At 71.3% G+C, this 14425-nt stretch carries 12 protein-coding genes; 2 read left to right on the top strand and 10 right to left on the bottom strand.

Annotation, left to right across the window (positions count from 1 at the left end; translation table 11 throughout):
- Nucleotides 1-37: 37 nt before the first annotated feature.
- The 3 genes from ACYVF3_RS23540 to ACYVF3_RS23550 form a co-directional block, all read right to left on the bottom strand.
- Entirely contained in the window at nt 38-1258 is a 1221-nt protein-coding gene (locus tag ACYVF3_RS23540; RefSeq protein WP_461156433.1) for an aminopeptidase P family protein, read from the bottom strand.
- Entirely contained in the window at nt 1255-2688 is a 1434-nt protein-coding gene (locus ACYVF3_RS23545) for an MFS transporter (protein WP_461156434.1), read from the bottom strand. The genes ACYVF3_RS23540 and ACYVF3_RS23545 overlap by 4 nt, the downstream gene beginning before the upstream one ends.
- Before the next feature lie 209 nt (nt 2689-2897).
- Entirely contained in the window at nt 2898-4565 is a 1668-nt protein-coding gene (locus ACYVF3_RS23550) for a class I adenylate-forming enzyme family protein (protein ID WP_461156435.1), read from the bottom strand.
- On the opposite strand from ACYVF3_RS23550, the gene ACYVF3_RS23555 reads away from it, so the two are divergent.
- Together ACYVF3_RS23555 and ACYVF3_RS23560 are read left to right on the top strand one after the other, a co-directional pair.
- Entirely contained in the window at nt 4482-5249 is a 768-nt protein-coding gene (locus ACYVF3_RS23555) for a TetR/AcrR family transcriptional regulator (protein ID WP_461156436.1), read from the top strand. The genes ACYVF3_RS23550 and ACYVF3_RS23555 overlap by 84 nt on opposite strands.
- 92 nt (nt 5250-5341) lie before the next feature.
- The gene (locus ACYVF3_RS23560; RefSeq protein ID WP_461156437.1) at nt 5342-6226 is read left to right on the top strand and encodes a universal stress protein; all 885 of its coding nucleotides are present in this window, start codon (nt 5342-5344) and stop codon (nt 6224-6226) included.
- A 17-nt stretch (nt 6227-6243) separates the two neighbouring features.
- Here ACYVF3_RS23560 and ACYVF3_RS23565 read toward each other — a convergent pair whose 3' ends face one another.
- Genes ACYVF3_RS23565 through ACYVF3_RS23595 form a run of 7 tightly spaced genes read right to left on the bottom strand, consistent with a single transcriptional unit; the run spans nt 6244 to nt 14286 of the window.
- Nucleotides 6244-7827, bottom strand: a complete 1584-nt coding sequence (locus ACYVF3_RS23565) for an ABC transporter ATP-binding protein (protein ID WP_461156438.1) — start codon at nt 7825-7827, stop codon at nt 6244-6246.
- On the bottom strand, nt 7824-8621 hold the full coding sequence (locus ACYVF3_RS23570) for an ABC transporter permease subunit (protein WP_461156439.1): 798 nt from the start codon (nt 8619-8621) through the stop codon (nt 7824-7826). Before ACYVF3_RS23570 ends, ACYVF3_RS23565 begins: the two co-directional genes overlap by 4 nt.
- Nucleotides 8618-9565 (bottom strand): ABC transporter permease, encoded by a 948-nt coding sequence (locus tag ACYVF3_RS23575; protein ID WP_461156440.1) that lies wholly within the window; start codon nt 9563-9565, stop codon nt 8618-8620. The genes ACYVF3_RS23570 and ACYVF3_RS23575 overlap by 4 nt, the downstream gene beginning before the upstream one ends.
- Nucleotides 9565-11100, bottom strand: coding sequence for an ABC transporter substrate-binding protein (locus ACYVF3_RS23580; protein ID WP_461156441.1), 1536 nt, complete (start codon nt 11098-11100; stop codon nt 9565-9567). The genes ACYVF3_RS23575 and ACYVF3_RS23580 overlap by 1 nt, the downstream gene beginning before the upstream one ends.
- Nucleotides 11097-12380: an MFS transporter gene (locus tag ACYVF3_RS23585; RefSeq protein ID WP_461156442.1), complete on the bottom strand. Its 1284-nt coding sequence runs from the start codon at nt 12378-12380 to the stop codon at nt 11097-11099. Before ACYVF3_RS23585 ends, ACYVF3_RS23580 begins: the two co-directional genes overlap by 4 nt.
- Nucleotides 12377-13513: a PLP-dependent cysteine synthase family protein gene (locus ACYVF3_RS23590; RefSeq protein WP_461156443.1), complete on the bottom strand. Its 1137-nt coding sequence runs from the start codon at nt 13511-13513 to the stop codon at nt 12377-12379. Before ACYVF3_RS23590 ends, ACYVF3_RS23585 begins: the two co-directional genes overlap by 4 nt.
- Nucleotides 13510-14286 carry a Rossmann-like domain-containing protein gene (locus ACYVF3_RS23595; RefSeq protein WP_461156444.1) on the bottom strand — a complete coding sequence of 259 codons (777 nt, stop codon included), beginning with the start codon at nt 14284-14286 and terminating at the stop codon, nt 13510-13512. Before ACYVF3_RS23595 ends, ACYVF3_RS23590 begins: the two co-directional genes overlap by 4 nt.
- Nucleotides 14287-14425: the final 139 nt, after the last annotated feature.

The following is a 14425-nucleotide window of genomic DNA, read 5'->3' on the forward strand; positions in this document are numbered from 1 at the left end:
ACCAGATCGGTCACCGGCGCGGCCCGTCGTTCCGCCGTCAGGCGGAGATGATGTTGTGGTCGGGGCCGTAGGGGAAACGGGTGATGTTCTCAGCGCCGTTCTCGGTGACCACGAGGATGTCATGCTCGCGGTACCCGCCCGCTCCTTCCTGCCCCTCCGGGATGGTGATCATCGGTTCCATGGACACGACCATCCCCGGTTCGAGCACCGTGGTGATGTCCTCGCGCAGCTCCAGCCCGGCTTCGCGGCCGTAGTAGTGCGACAGCACGCCGAACGAGTGGCCGTAGCCGAAGGTGCGGGACTGCAGCAGGCCCTGCTCGTCGTAGATCTTGTTGAGCTCGGCGGCGATGTCACCGCAGACCGCACCCGGCCGGATGAGCTGCAGACCGCGTTCGTGCACCGCGGTGTTGACCTCCCAGTACCGCAGCTGCGCGGCGTCGGCCTCGCCGAAGACCAGGGTGCGCTCCAGCGCGGTGTAGTAGCCGGCGATCATCGGGAAGCAGTTCAGGCTCAGCAGGTCGCCGCGCCGGACCTTCCGGGAGGTGGGCCAGTTGTGGGCGCCGTCGGTGTTCACGCCGGACTGGAACCACACCCAGGTGTCGCGCAGTTCCGCGTCCGGGAAGGTGCGCGCGATCTCCCGGACCATCGCCTGGGTCCCGGCCAGCGCCACCTCGTACTCCGGCACTCCGTCCGCGACGGCGGCGGTCACGGCGGCGCCACCCAGGTCGGCGATGCGCGCGCCCTCCTTGATCAGCGCGATCTCCTCGGCCGACTTGACCATGCGCTGGGCCATCGCCGCTGCGGAGACGTCGACGAGCTCGAAACCGGGCAGCGTCCCGGTGATCCGGGCGCGCAGCGCGGGCGCCATCTCGTCGTCCTCGACGCCGAGCCGGCCCGAGGTGACGCCGGCGTCGCTGAGCACCGAGGCGATGGCGTGCTCGAAGTTGTCCCGCTGCCAGTCGGTGTAGACGACGTTGTCACCGAAGCTGCGCCGCCACGGCTGTCCCGCGTCGATGTTGGCCGAGACGGTGACGTGGCTGTTGGCGGTGACGACCAGCGCGTAGTTCCGGCCGAAAGCGGTGTAGAGGAAGTCGCTGTAGTAGTTGATGTTGTGGTAGCTGGTGAACACCACCGCGTCCACGCCGTTCCCGGCCATGTGCTCGCGCAGCGCGTCCACCCGCCGCTGCATCTCCGCCGCGGAGAACGTCGGGGCGACGCGTTGTCCGTTGTGGATGTTCTTGAGGCGTTCCATGCTCATCGAGCCGGTCCTTTCTCCTGATCAGTGCTGACCTGCTGTGCGGGACCCGGCTGCGCCCCTCGCGGGTCCGCACCGGGTGGGACGTGACGAGCGGCGCGCATGACCAGCACCGCCGCGATCCCGGCTGCGGCGAGGTACCAGGCGGGAGCGACCGGGTCACCGCTCACGTGGATCAGGGAGGTGGCCACGAACGGCGCCGTCCCCCCGAACAGCGCGTTGGCCGTGTTGAAGCTGAACGCGAAACCGCTGTAGCGGACGTGCGTCGGGAACAGCTCGGCCAGGAAGGCCGGGAGCGTGCCGTCGTTCGTGCTCAGGATGATGCCCAGCGCCGCGTGGAGGAGCACCACGCCGACGACCCCGCTCGTCCCCAGCAGCAGGAAGACCGGGATCGACAGCACCGCGAACAGAACTCCCGCGGTGGTCAGCATCATCGGGCGGCCCACCCGGTCGGACGCGTGGCCCATGAGCAGCACCGCGGCGATGTAGATCACGAGCGTGACCGCGGTCGAGACCGAGGAGCTCACCTCGTCCAGGCCGAGCTCGGTCGACAGGTAGGTCGGCATGTAGCTGAGGAGCACGTAGAACCCGACCGCGTTGAGGCTGGTGGCCCCGAACGCGATCAGCAGCCGGGTCTTGTTGCGCGCGAAGACGTCTCGCAGCGGGGCCTGCACCGCCGACTGCCGCCCTTCCAGCTCCCGGTACTCGGGGGTGTCTTCGAGCTTGAGCCGGATGTAGCGGCCGATCAGCCCCAGCGGCGCCGCGAGCAGGAACGGGATGCGCCAGCCCCACGACGACATCGCCTCGTCGGACAGCGTCGAGGTCAGCGCCGTGACCACCAGCGAGCCCAGCAGCAGGCCGCAGGCGGTGCTCGCGGGCACGACGCTGGTGAGCAGGCCCTTGCGCTGCCGGGGCGCGTACTCGTACAGGAAGGCCGAGGCTCCCGCGTACTCACCTGCCGCCGAGAACCCCTGCACCAGCCGGGTCGCCAGCAGCAGGAGCGGAGCCGCGATGCCGACCTGCGCGTGACCGGGCAGCAGGGCGATCACGAAGGTCGCGGCGGACATGATCAGGATGGACAGCGACAGCGCGTTGCGCCTGCCGACCCGGTCGCCGAAGTGACCCCAGAAGAGCCCGCCGATCGGCCGGATGATGAACGACAGCGCGAAGACGCTGAAGGTCGCCAGTAGCCCGGCGGTGGGCGAGGTCCCCGGGAAGAAGACGCCCGCGATGGTGGTGGCGAGGTAGCCGTACACGGCGTAGTCGAACCACTCGACGAGGTTGCCGATGAAGCTCGCGCTGACCACTCGGCGCATCGTCGACGGCGCAGGCGTCCCGCTCCCTGGATCGGACGTGTTGTCGGGCACTGTGCCCACTCCCCCGTCGGTCGAGTCGGCGATGCGGGTGCGCACCGGCGCAGTCGCTCGCGACAACCGTGGTTCGTCGCGAGCAACGCTGTTGCATTTCAAGCAACGTAAGCACCGGGGCTGGGCCTGTCAACATCCACCCGGGAGACCAGCGGGGATGACCGAAGACGCAAAGCTCCTTTTCCGTATGACGAACTCCTGCTCACCGCACCGCCGCAAGGCGGGCCGTCATCAGCCAGTAGCCCAACGTGGTTGCTTCTCGTGCAACCACGAGCTCACTCGACCGCCGCGCCGGGCGCCTCGAACAAGCCCTGCGCGTACTCCTCCTCCGCCTGCTGCCGGGCCCGGTAGTGGACCTTCTTGCCGGTGGCGGTCATCGGCAGCTCGTCGACCAGGCGGTAGGCCCTCGGCCGCTTGTACCCGGCGAGCATCGGGTGCGCCCTGCAGTGCCGCTCGCACTTGGCGGCGGTCAGCCCGTCGCGCGCGGGCACCACGTAGGCCACCACGAGCCTGCCCCAGCGCTCGTGCGGGATCCCCACGACCACCGAGTCCGCGATGCCGGGGTGCTCGTTGAGGACTTCCTCGACCTGAACCGGGTGCACGTTCTCGCCCCCGGAGACGATCATGTCGTCCTTGCGCCCCACGATCGTCACGTACTCCTGGTCGTCCCAGGTGGCCAGGTCGCCGTTGTAGACCCAGCCGTCCTTGAACTTCGCGGCGTCCTGCTCCGGCGCGTTGAAGTAGGCGTACGCGCACTTCGGGGACCGGACGATCACCTCGCCGACCTCGGACCCGTCCTTGGCGACCGTCTCGTCAGGTTCGGCCAGCCGGTCGCCGAGCACCTGCACCACCGCGATGTCGTCGTCCGTGCACGCGCGCCCCGCGCTGCCGGCGTGCTCGGGCAGGTCCGACGGGCGCAGGAAGCTGTTCCAGAACGCCTCGGTGGTGCCGTACCCGTTGAAGATCCTGGGGCACAGGACGTCCTGGTAGTGCAGGGCCGCCTCCCGCTCCAGCGGCGCTCCCATGGTGACGATCCCGCGCAGCGTCGAGAGGTCCCTCGGCCGCTCCGCCTGGACCTGCGCCAGCATCGCCAGGTTGGTGGGCGCACCGATGAGGAAGGTGATGCCGTAGCGCTCCACGTGGTCCAGGCATGCGGCCGGGTCGAACGTCCGCATCGGCACCACCCGAGCACCCAGGTAGAACGCCGGGTTCGGCCCGCCCGCGTACAGACCGCCCCGGTGGAACCAGGGCGTCATGTTCAGCGTTCGGTCTTCCGGCGTCAGCAGGAAGTGCATGATCACGTCGTGCGCGCTGAAGACCTCGACCATGCTGTTGAGCGGAACGCCCTTGGGCATTCCGGTGGTGCCCGAGGTGTACAGCCTGGTGCTCTCCTCGTAGACCGTGCGCGACACCGCCGGGGGCTTCTCCCCTTCCGGCGCCAGGAGGTCCTCGAACCGCACGGATGCGAATCCGCCGTCGGCGGGCAGGGGTTCACCGTCGCCGACCGCCACCACCAGCTCGGGCCGGTGCGTCGCGCGTTCCAGAGCTCCCCGGGCGACCTCGGCGAGCGTCGTGTCGTAGAGGTAGACGCGCGGGCGGCTGTCGTCGAGGATGTACGCGGTTTCACCGGGCGAGAGGCGGAAGTTGATCGGTGTCCCCACGGCTCCGCACGCCTGCGTGGCGAGGTAGAGCTGCGCGAACTCCACCCCGTTGAACAGCTGGTGCACCACCACGTCGCCGGGCTGGACGCCCGCGCGGGCGAGCCCGGCGGCCAGCCGGTCCACGCGGTCGCCGAGCTCCGCGTAGGTCCAGCTCGTTCCGGTCAGCGGGCACTGGATCGCCACCGAATCGGCGAACCGGTGCGTGTTGCGGCGGAATCCGGCGTAGTAGGTGAACTCGTTCTCGAAGAACCTCTTGTACGCCGCGGGATCGTAGGTGCTCATGCTTCTTCCTCCTCGTTGAGGTCGAGCGGGCGGAGTCCACATCGGCCTGCTCTTCCGACGGGATCCCTTCGAGCCGAGGCGCTGTCAGCTCATCGTCAGGCCGCCGCGCGGCTCATGGACCGCAACGGTTTCCACGGGGTCTCGATGCAGGCGCTCGCCGACGAGGCCTCGGTCAGCGTCGGCCTGATCTACCGGTACTTCGGCAACAAGGACGAACTGCTGCTGGCGGTGATCGTCAACGTCCTCGAAGCCTTCGCCGGGCAGGTGCCCGCCGCGGTGGAGGCCGCGGGCGACGACCCGGTGGAGCGGGTCGCGGCGGCGTTCCGGGCGCACTGCGAGGTGATCGACGAGCACCGGCACGCCGCCGTGCTGACCTACCGGGAGAGCAGGAGCCTGAGCGCCGAAGGCCGGAACAAGATCAAGGAGATGGAGATCGCCACCAGCGATCCGCTCCGGTCGGCGATCCGCGACGGGATCGGCGAGGGCCGCTTCGCCGACGCCGACGTCGAGCTGGTGACCCACGACTTCCTGCTGATGGCCCACGGCTGGGCGCTCAAGCACTGGCACCTCGAACGCACCATGCAGTTCCACGACTACGTCGCCAAGCAGACCGCGCTCATGCTCGGCGCCCTGATCGCCCCCGAGCACCGCGACGACTACCGGCACCTGCTCGCACCGGCCTGATCGACGAGCGCGGAACGCACTGCGGCTCAGCTGTTTTCAGGATCACTCGAATCCCGGATGCCACTGAGCGGTGGGCGTGGCAGGCTGGTGTCATGTCGGGAAGCTCGCGTGCTGACAGAGCGCGTTCCGGGACCTCCGCGGTCCGCTCGATCTTGGTGGCGACCGACTTCTCCAGCGCCGCGGACCTGGCCGTGCAGCGGGCCTTCGACCTCGCCCGGCACCACGGTGCGCACGTCACGGTCATGCACGCGGCCCCGCTCGGAGCGAGCGACGAGGCGCTGAGCGAAGCCGATCGCCGGTTGCACGACATGACGCGCGGCGCTGAGCTGAGCGCCGACTCGCTCCTGGCCACGGGCGAACCGAGCGCCGCGATCTCGCAGGCCGCCGACGAGCTCGGCGTGGACCTGGTGGTGACCGGCGCGCGCGGAACGCACTGGCTGCGGAAGGTCTTCCTCGGTTCCACGGCGAAAGCGCTCCTCGCCACGATCGAGGTGCCCGTGCTTCTGGCGAAACGCGAAGACCACTCCGACTACTCGACGGTGGTCCTGGCCGTGGACGACACCCGGCGTTCCTTCCGGGCCGTCAACCGCGGGATCGCGCTGGTCCCCGAGTCGCGGCACGTGCTGGTGCACGGCGTCACGGTGCTCGGCGAGAACCTGCTCCGGCTGGGCGGAGCGGATGCCGAGGCGGTCGACGAGTTGCGCGACGGCCAGCTCGCGCTGGCCCGCCCCGAGATCGAGCGGCTGGCGGGCGAGCTGGTACCGCCGCCGGACGAGGTCCTCATCGAAGCGACGCAGGCGCAGGCGCTGATCTCGACGATGTCCGCCCTCCAGGACGCGGACCTGCTCGTGGTCGGCGCGGAACGCCGATCGAACCTGCGGCACGCGCTGATGGGCAGCGTCAGCGAGCAGGCGATGCAGAAGGCCCCGTGCGACGTCCTCGTCGTCCCGCTGGAGTCCGACGACCCACGACCTTGATCCAACGCTGCCGCAGGTCAGTCGAGCGGCAGGTCCGCTCGCCCCGCCCGGTGGTGCTCCCGCGCGGCGGCGACCAGCGCGCTCGCCGTGCTGGTCCGCGGGTTCGTCAGCAGCTCGTGCGGGGTCGCCGACTCGACGAGACGCCCGCCGCGCATCAGGTGCACCTCGTCGGCGAGCTCGGATACCGCCGCGAAGTCGTGGCTGATCAACAGCATTCCGACGTCCAGTGTGGACTTCGCGGTCGCCAGCGCGCGCAACAGCTCGGACTGGTTGATCACGTCCAGCGCCGAGGTGATCTCGTCGCAGATCAGCACCGACGGGTGGGCCAGCAGACCGCGCGCGACCGCCGCGCGCTGGAGCTGACCGCCGGAGAGACCCGAGGGGCCCCGCCAGGCCTGCGCCGGGTCCAGACCGAGGTCGCCCAGCGCCGCCTCCGCCTCCGCCATCGCCTGGCGCCGGGAGACGTTCCTCAGCAACTCCGCGGTCCTGGCGACCTGCTGGATCACCGGGCGGTGCGGGTCGAAGGCGGCGCGGGCGTCCTGGTGGACGAGCTGCACCTGGCGGCGGTGCTCGCGCGGCCGCCGGCGCGCGGTTGGCGCCAGCGCGGTCTCACCGAGCAGCACCCGGCCGGTATCGGGGCGGGTGAGTCCGGCGAGGCAGCGGGCGAGGGTGGTCTTGCCCGCACCGGAGGGCCCCACGATCGCCGAGCACCAGCCGGCCCGGACCGCCAGGTCCACGTCGGTGAGCAGGGATGCGCCGTCCTTCGCGCGATGTCCCAGCCCGTCCGCGCGGAGCACCGGATCCGGCCGCGAGCGCGCGTCGCCGACGTCAGCGGTCAGGACCGGCTCCGCTGCGAGGATTTCCCTGGACCGCGCGTGCGCGGGCGCGTGCAGCGGGCGGGTTCCCGGACCGTCCTCGACGATCCGACCTTCGTGCAGCACGAGGGCGTCGTGCGCCAGCCGCCGCGCGAGCGGCAGGTCGTGGGTCAGCAGGACCACGGCCGTTCCCCTCCCGACCAGGGCTTCCAGCATGTCGGCGGTCTCGGCCTTGGTGAGGGTGTCGGCGCCGGTGGTGGGTTCGTCGAGGATCACGATGCCGGGTTCGGTGATCAAGGCCTGGGCGAGCGCGACGCGCTGCTGCTGGCCGCCGGAGAGCTGGTGCGGAAAGCGGCGCAGCAGAGCCGGTTCCGGGTCCAACCTGGCCGTGGCCAGCGCGTGCCGGACGGCCTCGTCCTGCTCGGCGCGGCGCGGGTGGCGCAGGGCCGCCAGTTCGCGCAGCACCCTGCCGATGCGCCGCATCGGGTTGAGCACGGCGGCCGGGTGCTGCGGCAGCACCGAGGTCGTTCCCGCGCGAGCGGCGCGCCGCTGCCCGTCGGTGAGCTCCAGCAGGTCGGTTCCGTGCAGCCGGACCTCGCCGGACAGCGCGACGCCGGGCGGGGATTCGCCCTGCAGCGCCCACCCGAGGGTCGTCTTGCCCACGCCCGACCGCCCGATGACGGCGAGCGCGGTTCCCGGACGGACGTCCAGGTCGATCCCGTCGAGCAGCACGTGCTCGCCGGCTGTGGCGCGGAGTCCTCGCGCGGAGAGGGCCGGCTCGGTCACGTCGGCACCACCTCGCGTCGCGCCACCGTCCGGTCGACCACCACGTTGACGCCGATGCACAGGGCCACCAGCAGGAACGCGGGCACCAGGACGGCGAGGGGCTGCAGGAACAGGGCTTCCCGGTTGCGCTCCACCAGCACGGCCCAGTCGCTGGCCGACGAGGCCAACCCGAGACCGAGGAAGTTCGCCGAGGCCATCAGCTGCAGCACCAGGATCAACCGGCTCCCGGCGTCCACCGCGACCGGCCCGAGCACCGCTCGACCGGTGTGCAGCAGGTGGATCCGCCACCACGGTTCGCCTTGCAGGACCATGCTCTCCACCACCGTCCGGCAGCCAGGGGCGATCGCCGCGCTGCGGGTCAGGCGCACGATCGCGGGAAGTTGCAGCACGACCACCGCCGCCACCAGACCGACCGCGCCCTGCCTGCCCGTCGCGGCCAGCACCAGCAGCACCAGCAGCCCGGGCAGCGCGAGCAGCACGTCCAGCCCGTGCAGCGCGGTTTCCTCGACCCACTGGCGCGACTGCCCCGCCAGCACCAGTCCGATCGGCACGCTCACCAAGTAGGCCAGCAGGAGCGCCACACCCGTGAGCAGCACGACCGTTCGGCCGCCGGTGAGCACGAGCGCGAGCACGTCCCGGCCGAGCACGTCGGTGCCCAGCGGGTGCTCGCCGTCGGGCGGCATCAGCGGCCCGGCTTCCGAACGCGTCGAACCGGCGAGAGCCGGTCCGAGCACGGCGACGCAGAGCGGGAGCCCGACGAGCAGCCACGCGATCGCGGCTCGCACGCGCTTCACGCCCTCACCTCCCGTTGCGGCACCAGGCGGCGCGCCGCGACGTCGGCGGCGACGTTCACCAGCACGGTCGTCAGCACGAACACCAAGGCGTAGCCCTGGACGACCGGGAGGTCGCGGGCTTTGACGGCTTCGACGAATCCCGACCCCACGCCGTCGAGCCCGAACAGCGCCTCCACGACGACGACCCCGCCGAGCAGTCCGTCGACGGTGCGGGCCAGCTGCTGCACGGCAGGCGCGCACCCGTTGGGCAGCACGTGCCGCAGCAGCACGTCCCGCTCCGGCAGTCCGAGCATCCGCAGGTGGGTGGCGTATCCGGCGTGCGTCGCCTCCGCCACGCCTACCCGGACCTGCCGGGTCAGCGCGCACAACTGCTTGCACACCAGCACGGTCACGGGCAGCACCAGCACAGCGGGTTGATCGGCCAGCGAGAGCCCGGACAGCCCTGCCCCCGTCGCGGGCAACCAGCCGAGCTGCAGCGAGAACAGCGCCACCAGCACCATGCCCAGCGCGAACTCCGGGACCGCGTTGAGCGCGACGATCGCCGAGTTCAGCGCGCGGTCGGTGCGCGAACCCGGGCGGACGCCGCTGGACACGCCGATCAACGCCGCCAGCGGCAGCACCACGGCCAGCGCGAGCGCCGTGAGCACAGCCGTGCTGCCCAGGCCGCGGCCGATCTCCTCGGAGACCGCCCTGCCGGTCAGCAACGACGTCCCGAGGTCGCCGCTCACCAGCCCGCTGATCCAGTCGAGGAACCGCTGGGCGGGCGGCTCGTCGAGACCGAGCTGGTGCCGCAACGCCGCCACCTGCTGCTCGGTGGCGTTCTCGCCCAGCACGACCACGGCGGTGTCGCCGGGGAGCCACGAGGTCAGGACGTGGACCGCCACGGCCACCGCGGCGATCTGCACGACCCCGGTGGACAGGCGCAGCAGGGCGAACTTGAGCATCAGCCCAGGACGGCGTGGTCGAACCGCGCCCAGTCGAGCGAGTTCGGCGGAGCGGCCCGCAGGCCCCGGACGCCCGGAGCGACGGCCACGTTCCAGTTGCTGAAGCCCCACACCATCAGTCCGCTGCGCTCGTGGGCCATCTGCTGCGCATCGGCGAGCAGCCGGGTCCGCTCGGCTTCGTCGGCGGTCGCGAGGGCCGCGCTGAACAGCGAGTCGAACTCGGGCGACTGGAACCGGGTGTAGTTGTTGTTCCCGCTGCCCCGGATCATCCGCTGTTCCAGGAAGGTCGCCACCGGCAGGGCCGCGGTCCTGGTGAGCGCGGCGACGCCCTGGTCCTTGATGTCGGAGAAGTAGGTCTCCGAGGGGCGCACCCGCGGCGTGGCGCGGAGGCCGACGTCACCGAGCTGTTGAGCGATCAGGGTCGCCGCCGGCTCGAAGTACGGGTCCGCGCCGCTGGTCAGCAGGTCGAACTGGAGCCCGTCGGCTCCCGCCTCGCGCAGCAGCGCGGCGGCCCGGCCCACGTCGCGCGTGCGCTGCCCGACCTCCGCCGCGTAGTGCCGGAGCCCCTTGCCGAACAGGTCGTTGCCCACCTCGCCCTTGCCGCTGAGCGCGACGTCGACGAGCGCCCGGCGGTCCACTCCGAGCAGCGCCGCCTGGAGCACGCGGGGGTCGTGGAACGGCGGGCGGTCGACCTTGAACGCCACCGCCTGCATCGTGCTGAGCGGCGCGGACAGCAGCTGCGCCCGCTGGTCGCCTTCGAGCCTGCGGGCCGCGTTCGCCCCGATGTCGTGGGCGTAGTGCACCTGTCCGGACAGCAGCGCCGAGACCCTGGCCGATTCCTCGTTGACCGGAACGAACTCCAGCCCGGCGAGCTCCGGCGCACCTGCCCAGTGGCCGTCGAACCGGGTGAACACCGCGCTCGATCCGGGCTGGAAGTCGGCGAAGCGGAACGGCCCCGATCCGACGGGGGCGCGGAAGTCGTTCGATCCCGCTGGAACGATCTCGGCCCCCGGGGCTCCCCACGCGGACGGGAACTCGAAGTTCGGTGCGTTCAGCACGATTTCGAGCTCGGTGGCCGACCGCGCGCGGCTCGCCGCGAAGTCCACGGCGGCGAACTGCTTGGCGGCGGTGGCGGACGTCGCCGGGTCCGCGATGCGCCGGTAGCTGTAGAGCACGTCGTCGGCGGTGACCGGACGACCGTCGTGGAACCGCGCCCCGCGCAACCGGATCAGCCACCGGGTGCCGGTGCCGTCGGGTTCCCAGGACTCCGCGAGGTGCGGGATGACGCTCATGTCGTCCCCGTAGGTCACCAGCGTGTCGAACAGCGCCTTCGCCCGGGCCTGGTCGACGAACAGCGAGCTGGTGTGCGGGTCCAGCGACTCCTTGGCGCCCGAGGTCGGGAAGGCGGCCCGGAGCCGGTCTCCTCCGGCGGCGCCACCCGCGCACCCGGCGAGCGGCAGGGCCGCCGCCGCGCCGATCGCGGTGGTCAACAACCGCCTGCGGCTCCACCGCGCGCGGTCACCCGGTTCGCTCATGCTCTCGTTCCTTCCGCTTCTTCCCGGTCGTTCCGCTCTGCTCGGGCGAGCAGGCCGCGGCGTTCCATCACCCCGGTGCCCAGCGCCCCGGCCAAGCCCACCGCGCACAGCACGAGCCACGGGGCCCAGCGCAGTTCGGGGCTGGTGAAGCCGTCGAGCAAGGCGCCGACGAGCCAGCTGACACCGGCGGCCACCAGGCTGGAGACCAGGTAGTAGAAGCCGTAGTAGGTCCCGGCCAGGCGCTCGCTGCCCACGATCGGCAGCAGCTCCATGGCGAACGGGTTCGTGATCGCCTGACCGACTGTGAACAGCACGGTGGTCACCAGGACCGGCAGGACGGCCAGCAGCACCGCGGCACCGGTGTCGCCCACGCCTCGCGTCGGCAGCAGCGGGGCCGCGGCCAGCAGCGGGACGAACGACAGGCCCATGCACGCCAACCCGATCGCCGCGGAACGGCCCGCCGACCAGCGGGCGCGGCACCAGTCGGTGATCCGGACCTGCCCGAAGACGCCGATGACCGTGGAGACCACGAAGACCGCGGTGATCGCCCAGGACAGGCCGGAGACGCGCTGCGCTTCCAGCGGGAGCGTCAGGTAGAGCTGGTTGTAGAGACCGAAGTACGCCGAGAGCGCCAGCGTGAACACCAGGAATCGCCGGTTGGTGACCACCTCGCGCCAGCTGTCGAGCACGCCGCTGCTCTGCGGCTCGACCTCCCTGCGCGGCAGCACCAGGATCTGCGCGACCGTGAGCAGCGCGAACGCCAGGCACGCCACCAGGGCGACCAGGCGGAAGTCGACCGCCAGCAGCGCCGCCCCCAGCAGCGGGCCGACCAGTGTTCCCGCGTGCGCGAACACGTTGAACACCGAGAACGCCTCAGCCCGGCGCTCCCCCGCCTCGTGCATCAGGTAGGTCCGCACGGCCGGGTTGAAGAACGCGCCGGCGAGCCCGGTCAGCACCACGGCCACGACCAGCCCGGGCAGCGAGGTCAGGAACGCGAAGAGGCCGAACGCCACGACCCGCAGCGCGCACCCGAGGATGATCATCGGCCGGCAGCCGAGCCGGTCGGCGGCCGTGCCCCCGAGCAGGAACATGCCCTGCTGGCTGAGGTTGCGCACGCCCAGCACGAGACCGACGACGGCGGCGCTGTAGCCGAGGTCGTGGCTCATGTACGAGGCGAGGAACGGCAGCAGCATGTAGAAGCCCACGTTGATGCCGAACTGGTTGACCACCAAGAGCCTCGCCGGCACGGAGAGCTGCCGGAAAGCGGTCCTGCTCGTCACGGGGTCGTCTCCTCCTCACACACCGGGCACGGCGTTCGGTCCGCGTCCCGTCGGCGGCACGGGTCGGCGACGGTGCGGCAGCGCGCCCACCGCAGTCCCGCTGATTCGGCAACCGTCTCCACTTCGGACGGATCGGTGGCGACCGGTACCAGACCGTGCTGCTCGCAGAAGTCGTCGTCGTAGACCGATTCCCAGTACCGGTTCGGCCCGTCCGGGAACACCGCTGCGACGCGGTCGGTTCCGAGTTCGTTGGCGCACCACGCCGCGACCATCGCGGCCGCGCCGGTGCTCCAGCCGCCGGTGACGAAGCACCCCGCGGCCAGTCGCCTGCACGCGTCGGCCGCTTCGGCGGGCCCGACCCAGTGCACCTCGTCGAACTGCCCGTAGGCGACGTTGTCCGGGTGGATGCTGCTGCCCAGACCGCGCATCACGCGACGCCCCGAGGGCTGACCGAACACGCTGGAGCCGGGCGAGTCGACGCCCACGATGCGCACGTCGGGCCACCGCTCCCGCAGCGCGGCGGCGATTCCCGCGCTGTGACCGCCGGTTCCGACGCTGCAGACCACGGCGTCCAGCCGCTCGAACTGCTCGGTGAGCTCGCGGCCCAACGACCGGTACCCGGCGGGGTTGTCCGGGTTGTTGTACTGGTCCGGCCAGTACGCCCCGGGCAGCTCGTCGAGCAGCTCGCGCACGCGTTCCAACCGCGCCCGTTGCCACCCGCCGACCGGGTGCGGCCGGGACACGATCTCCACGCGAGCACCGTGGGCGCGCAACAGGTTTCGGGTCATCGCGTCGAGCTCGCTGTCGGCGACGACGACCACCGGGTGGCCCAGCGCGGCTCCCACATAGGCCAGGCCGATCGCGAGGGTGCCGCTGCTGGACTCGACCACCACCCCGCCCGGCCGAAGCTCACCTCGCGCTCGTGCGCCGCGCAACATCGACAGCGCCGCGCGCGCCTTCATCGTCGCCGGGCCGACGGACTCCAACTTGGCCCAGAAACCGGGGTGCTGCCGGGGGAGCGGCGTGGGCACGCGCAGCACCGGGGTGTTGCCGATGAGGTCGAGCATCGACTCGCACCTGCGGCCACCGGCACTCTCACCGGGGTCCTCGACCACCTTCTGCACGGGGATCACGGGCGACCTCCGTCGTAGAGGTGGATGCCGGTGTCGTCTCCGCTGAGCCAGAAGAAGGGGTACGGCTCCGCCGACAGCGCGGTGATCTCGCGTCCCAGCATCTCCCGGAAGACCGCGCTTCCCGTCTGCGCGAACACCACGAGCGGGAGCTGCCGCAGGTGGCAGCGATCGACGATGTCGTCGAGCGTGCCGTTGCCCAGCACCATTCCCGAGGCCAGCACCGCGTCCGCGCCGTCGATCGCCACCTGGTGGTCGGCGAGGATCTCCTCGCCGAACTCGGTGCGACCGCCCTTGAGATCGCAGGGGACGCAATCGATCCCGCGTTCCCGCAGGGCCGCGAGCAGCGAGTTGACCACGCCGATCACGGCGACGCGGGAACCCTCGGGCACCGGCACCAGTTCCGCGACGGCGCGGGCGCGGGCCATCGACTTCTCCAGCGACGTCCCCGCGGGGATCCGCACCGCGCGCGAACGCGAGTGCTGCGCGTGCGGAACCGCATCCGCCAGGCAGGCGTCGAGCACCGCCACGCGCACCGCCCTGGAAGGGTGGTGCAGCAGTTCGGCGACGTCACCGCCGACGATCTCGCGGACCAGCTCGTCGCCGAGCTCGCCCGGTTCTGCCGCGCAGGAGCCCACCGCGGAGCCGACCCGCACGCTCAACACCGTGTTCACGTAGCCGCTGCGCCTGCCGGAGTGCTGCGCCGCCTGCACCGTCAGGAAGGCGACGGACACCGTCGAGCTCGGTTCGGCGGATCCGCGCAGATCGGTGATCACGCGCTCCAGCGACGTGGGAGTTCCGCGTTCACAGGGGAACTGACCACTCGTCCGCATGGCCTACGCGATTCGGAGCGCGGCGGGCGAACGCCTCATCGGGCCTATCTGCGCGGGGACGACACATCGATCCGGGTGCACC

It is taken from the genome of Saccharopolyspora tripterygii (genome assembly GCF_054778355.1).

Bases quoted from the DNA above. Each gene is read 5' to 3' on its own strand.
- ACYVF3_RS23540 (WP_461156433.1), bottom strand. From the start codon at position 1,258: ATGAGCATGGAACGCCTCAAGAACATCCACAACGGACAACGCGTCGCC.
- ACYVF3_RS23550 (WP_461156435.1), bottom strand. From the start codon at position 4,565: ATGAGCACCTACGATCCCGCGGCGTACAAGAGGTTCTTCGAGAACGAG.
- ACYVF3_RS23560 (WP_461156437.1), top strand. From the start codon at position 5,342: ATGTCGGGAAGCTCGCGTGCTGACAGAGCGCGTTCCGGGACCTCCGCG.
- ACYVF3_RS23575 (WP_461156440.1), bottom strand. From the start codon at position 9,565: ATGCTCAAGTTCGCCCTGCTGCGCCTGTCCACCGGGGTCGTGCAGATC.
- ACYVF3_RS23580 (WP_461156441.1), bottom strand. From the start codon at position 11,100: ATGAGCGAACCGGGTGACCGCGCGCGGTGGAGCCGCAGGCGGTTGTTG.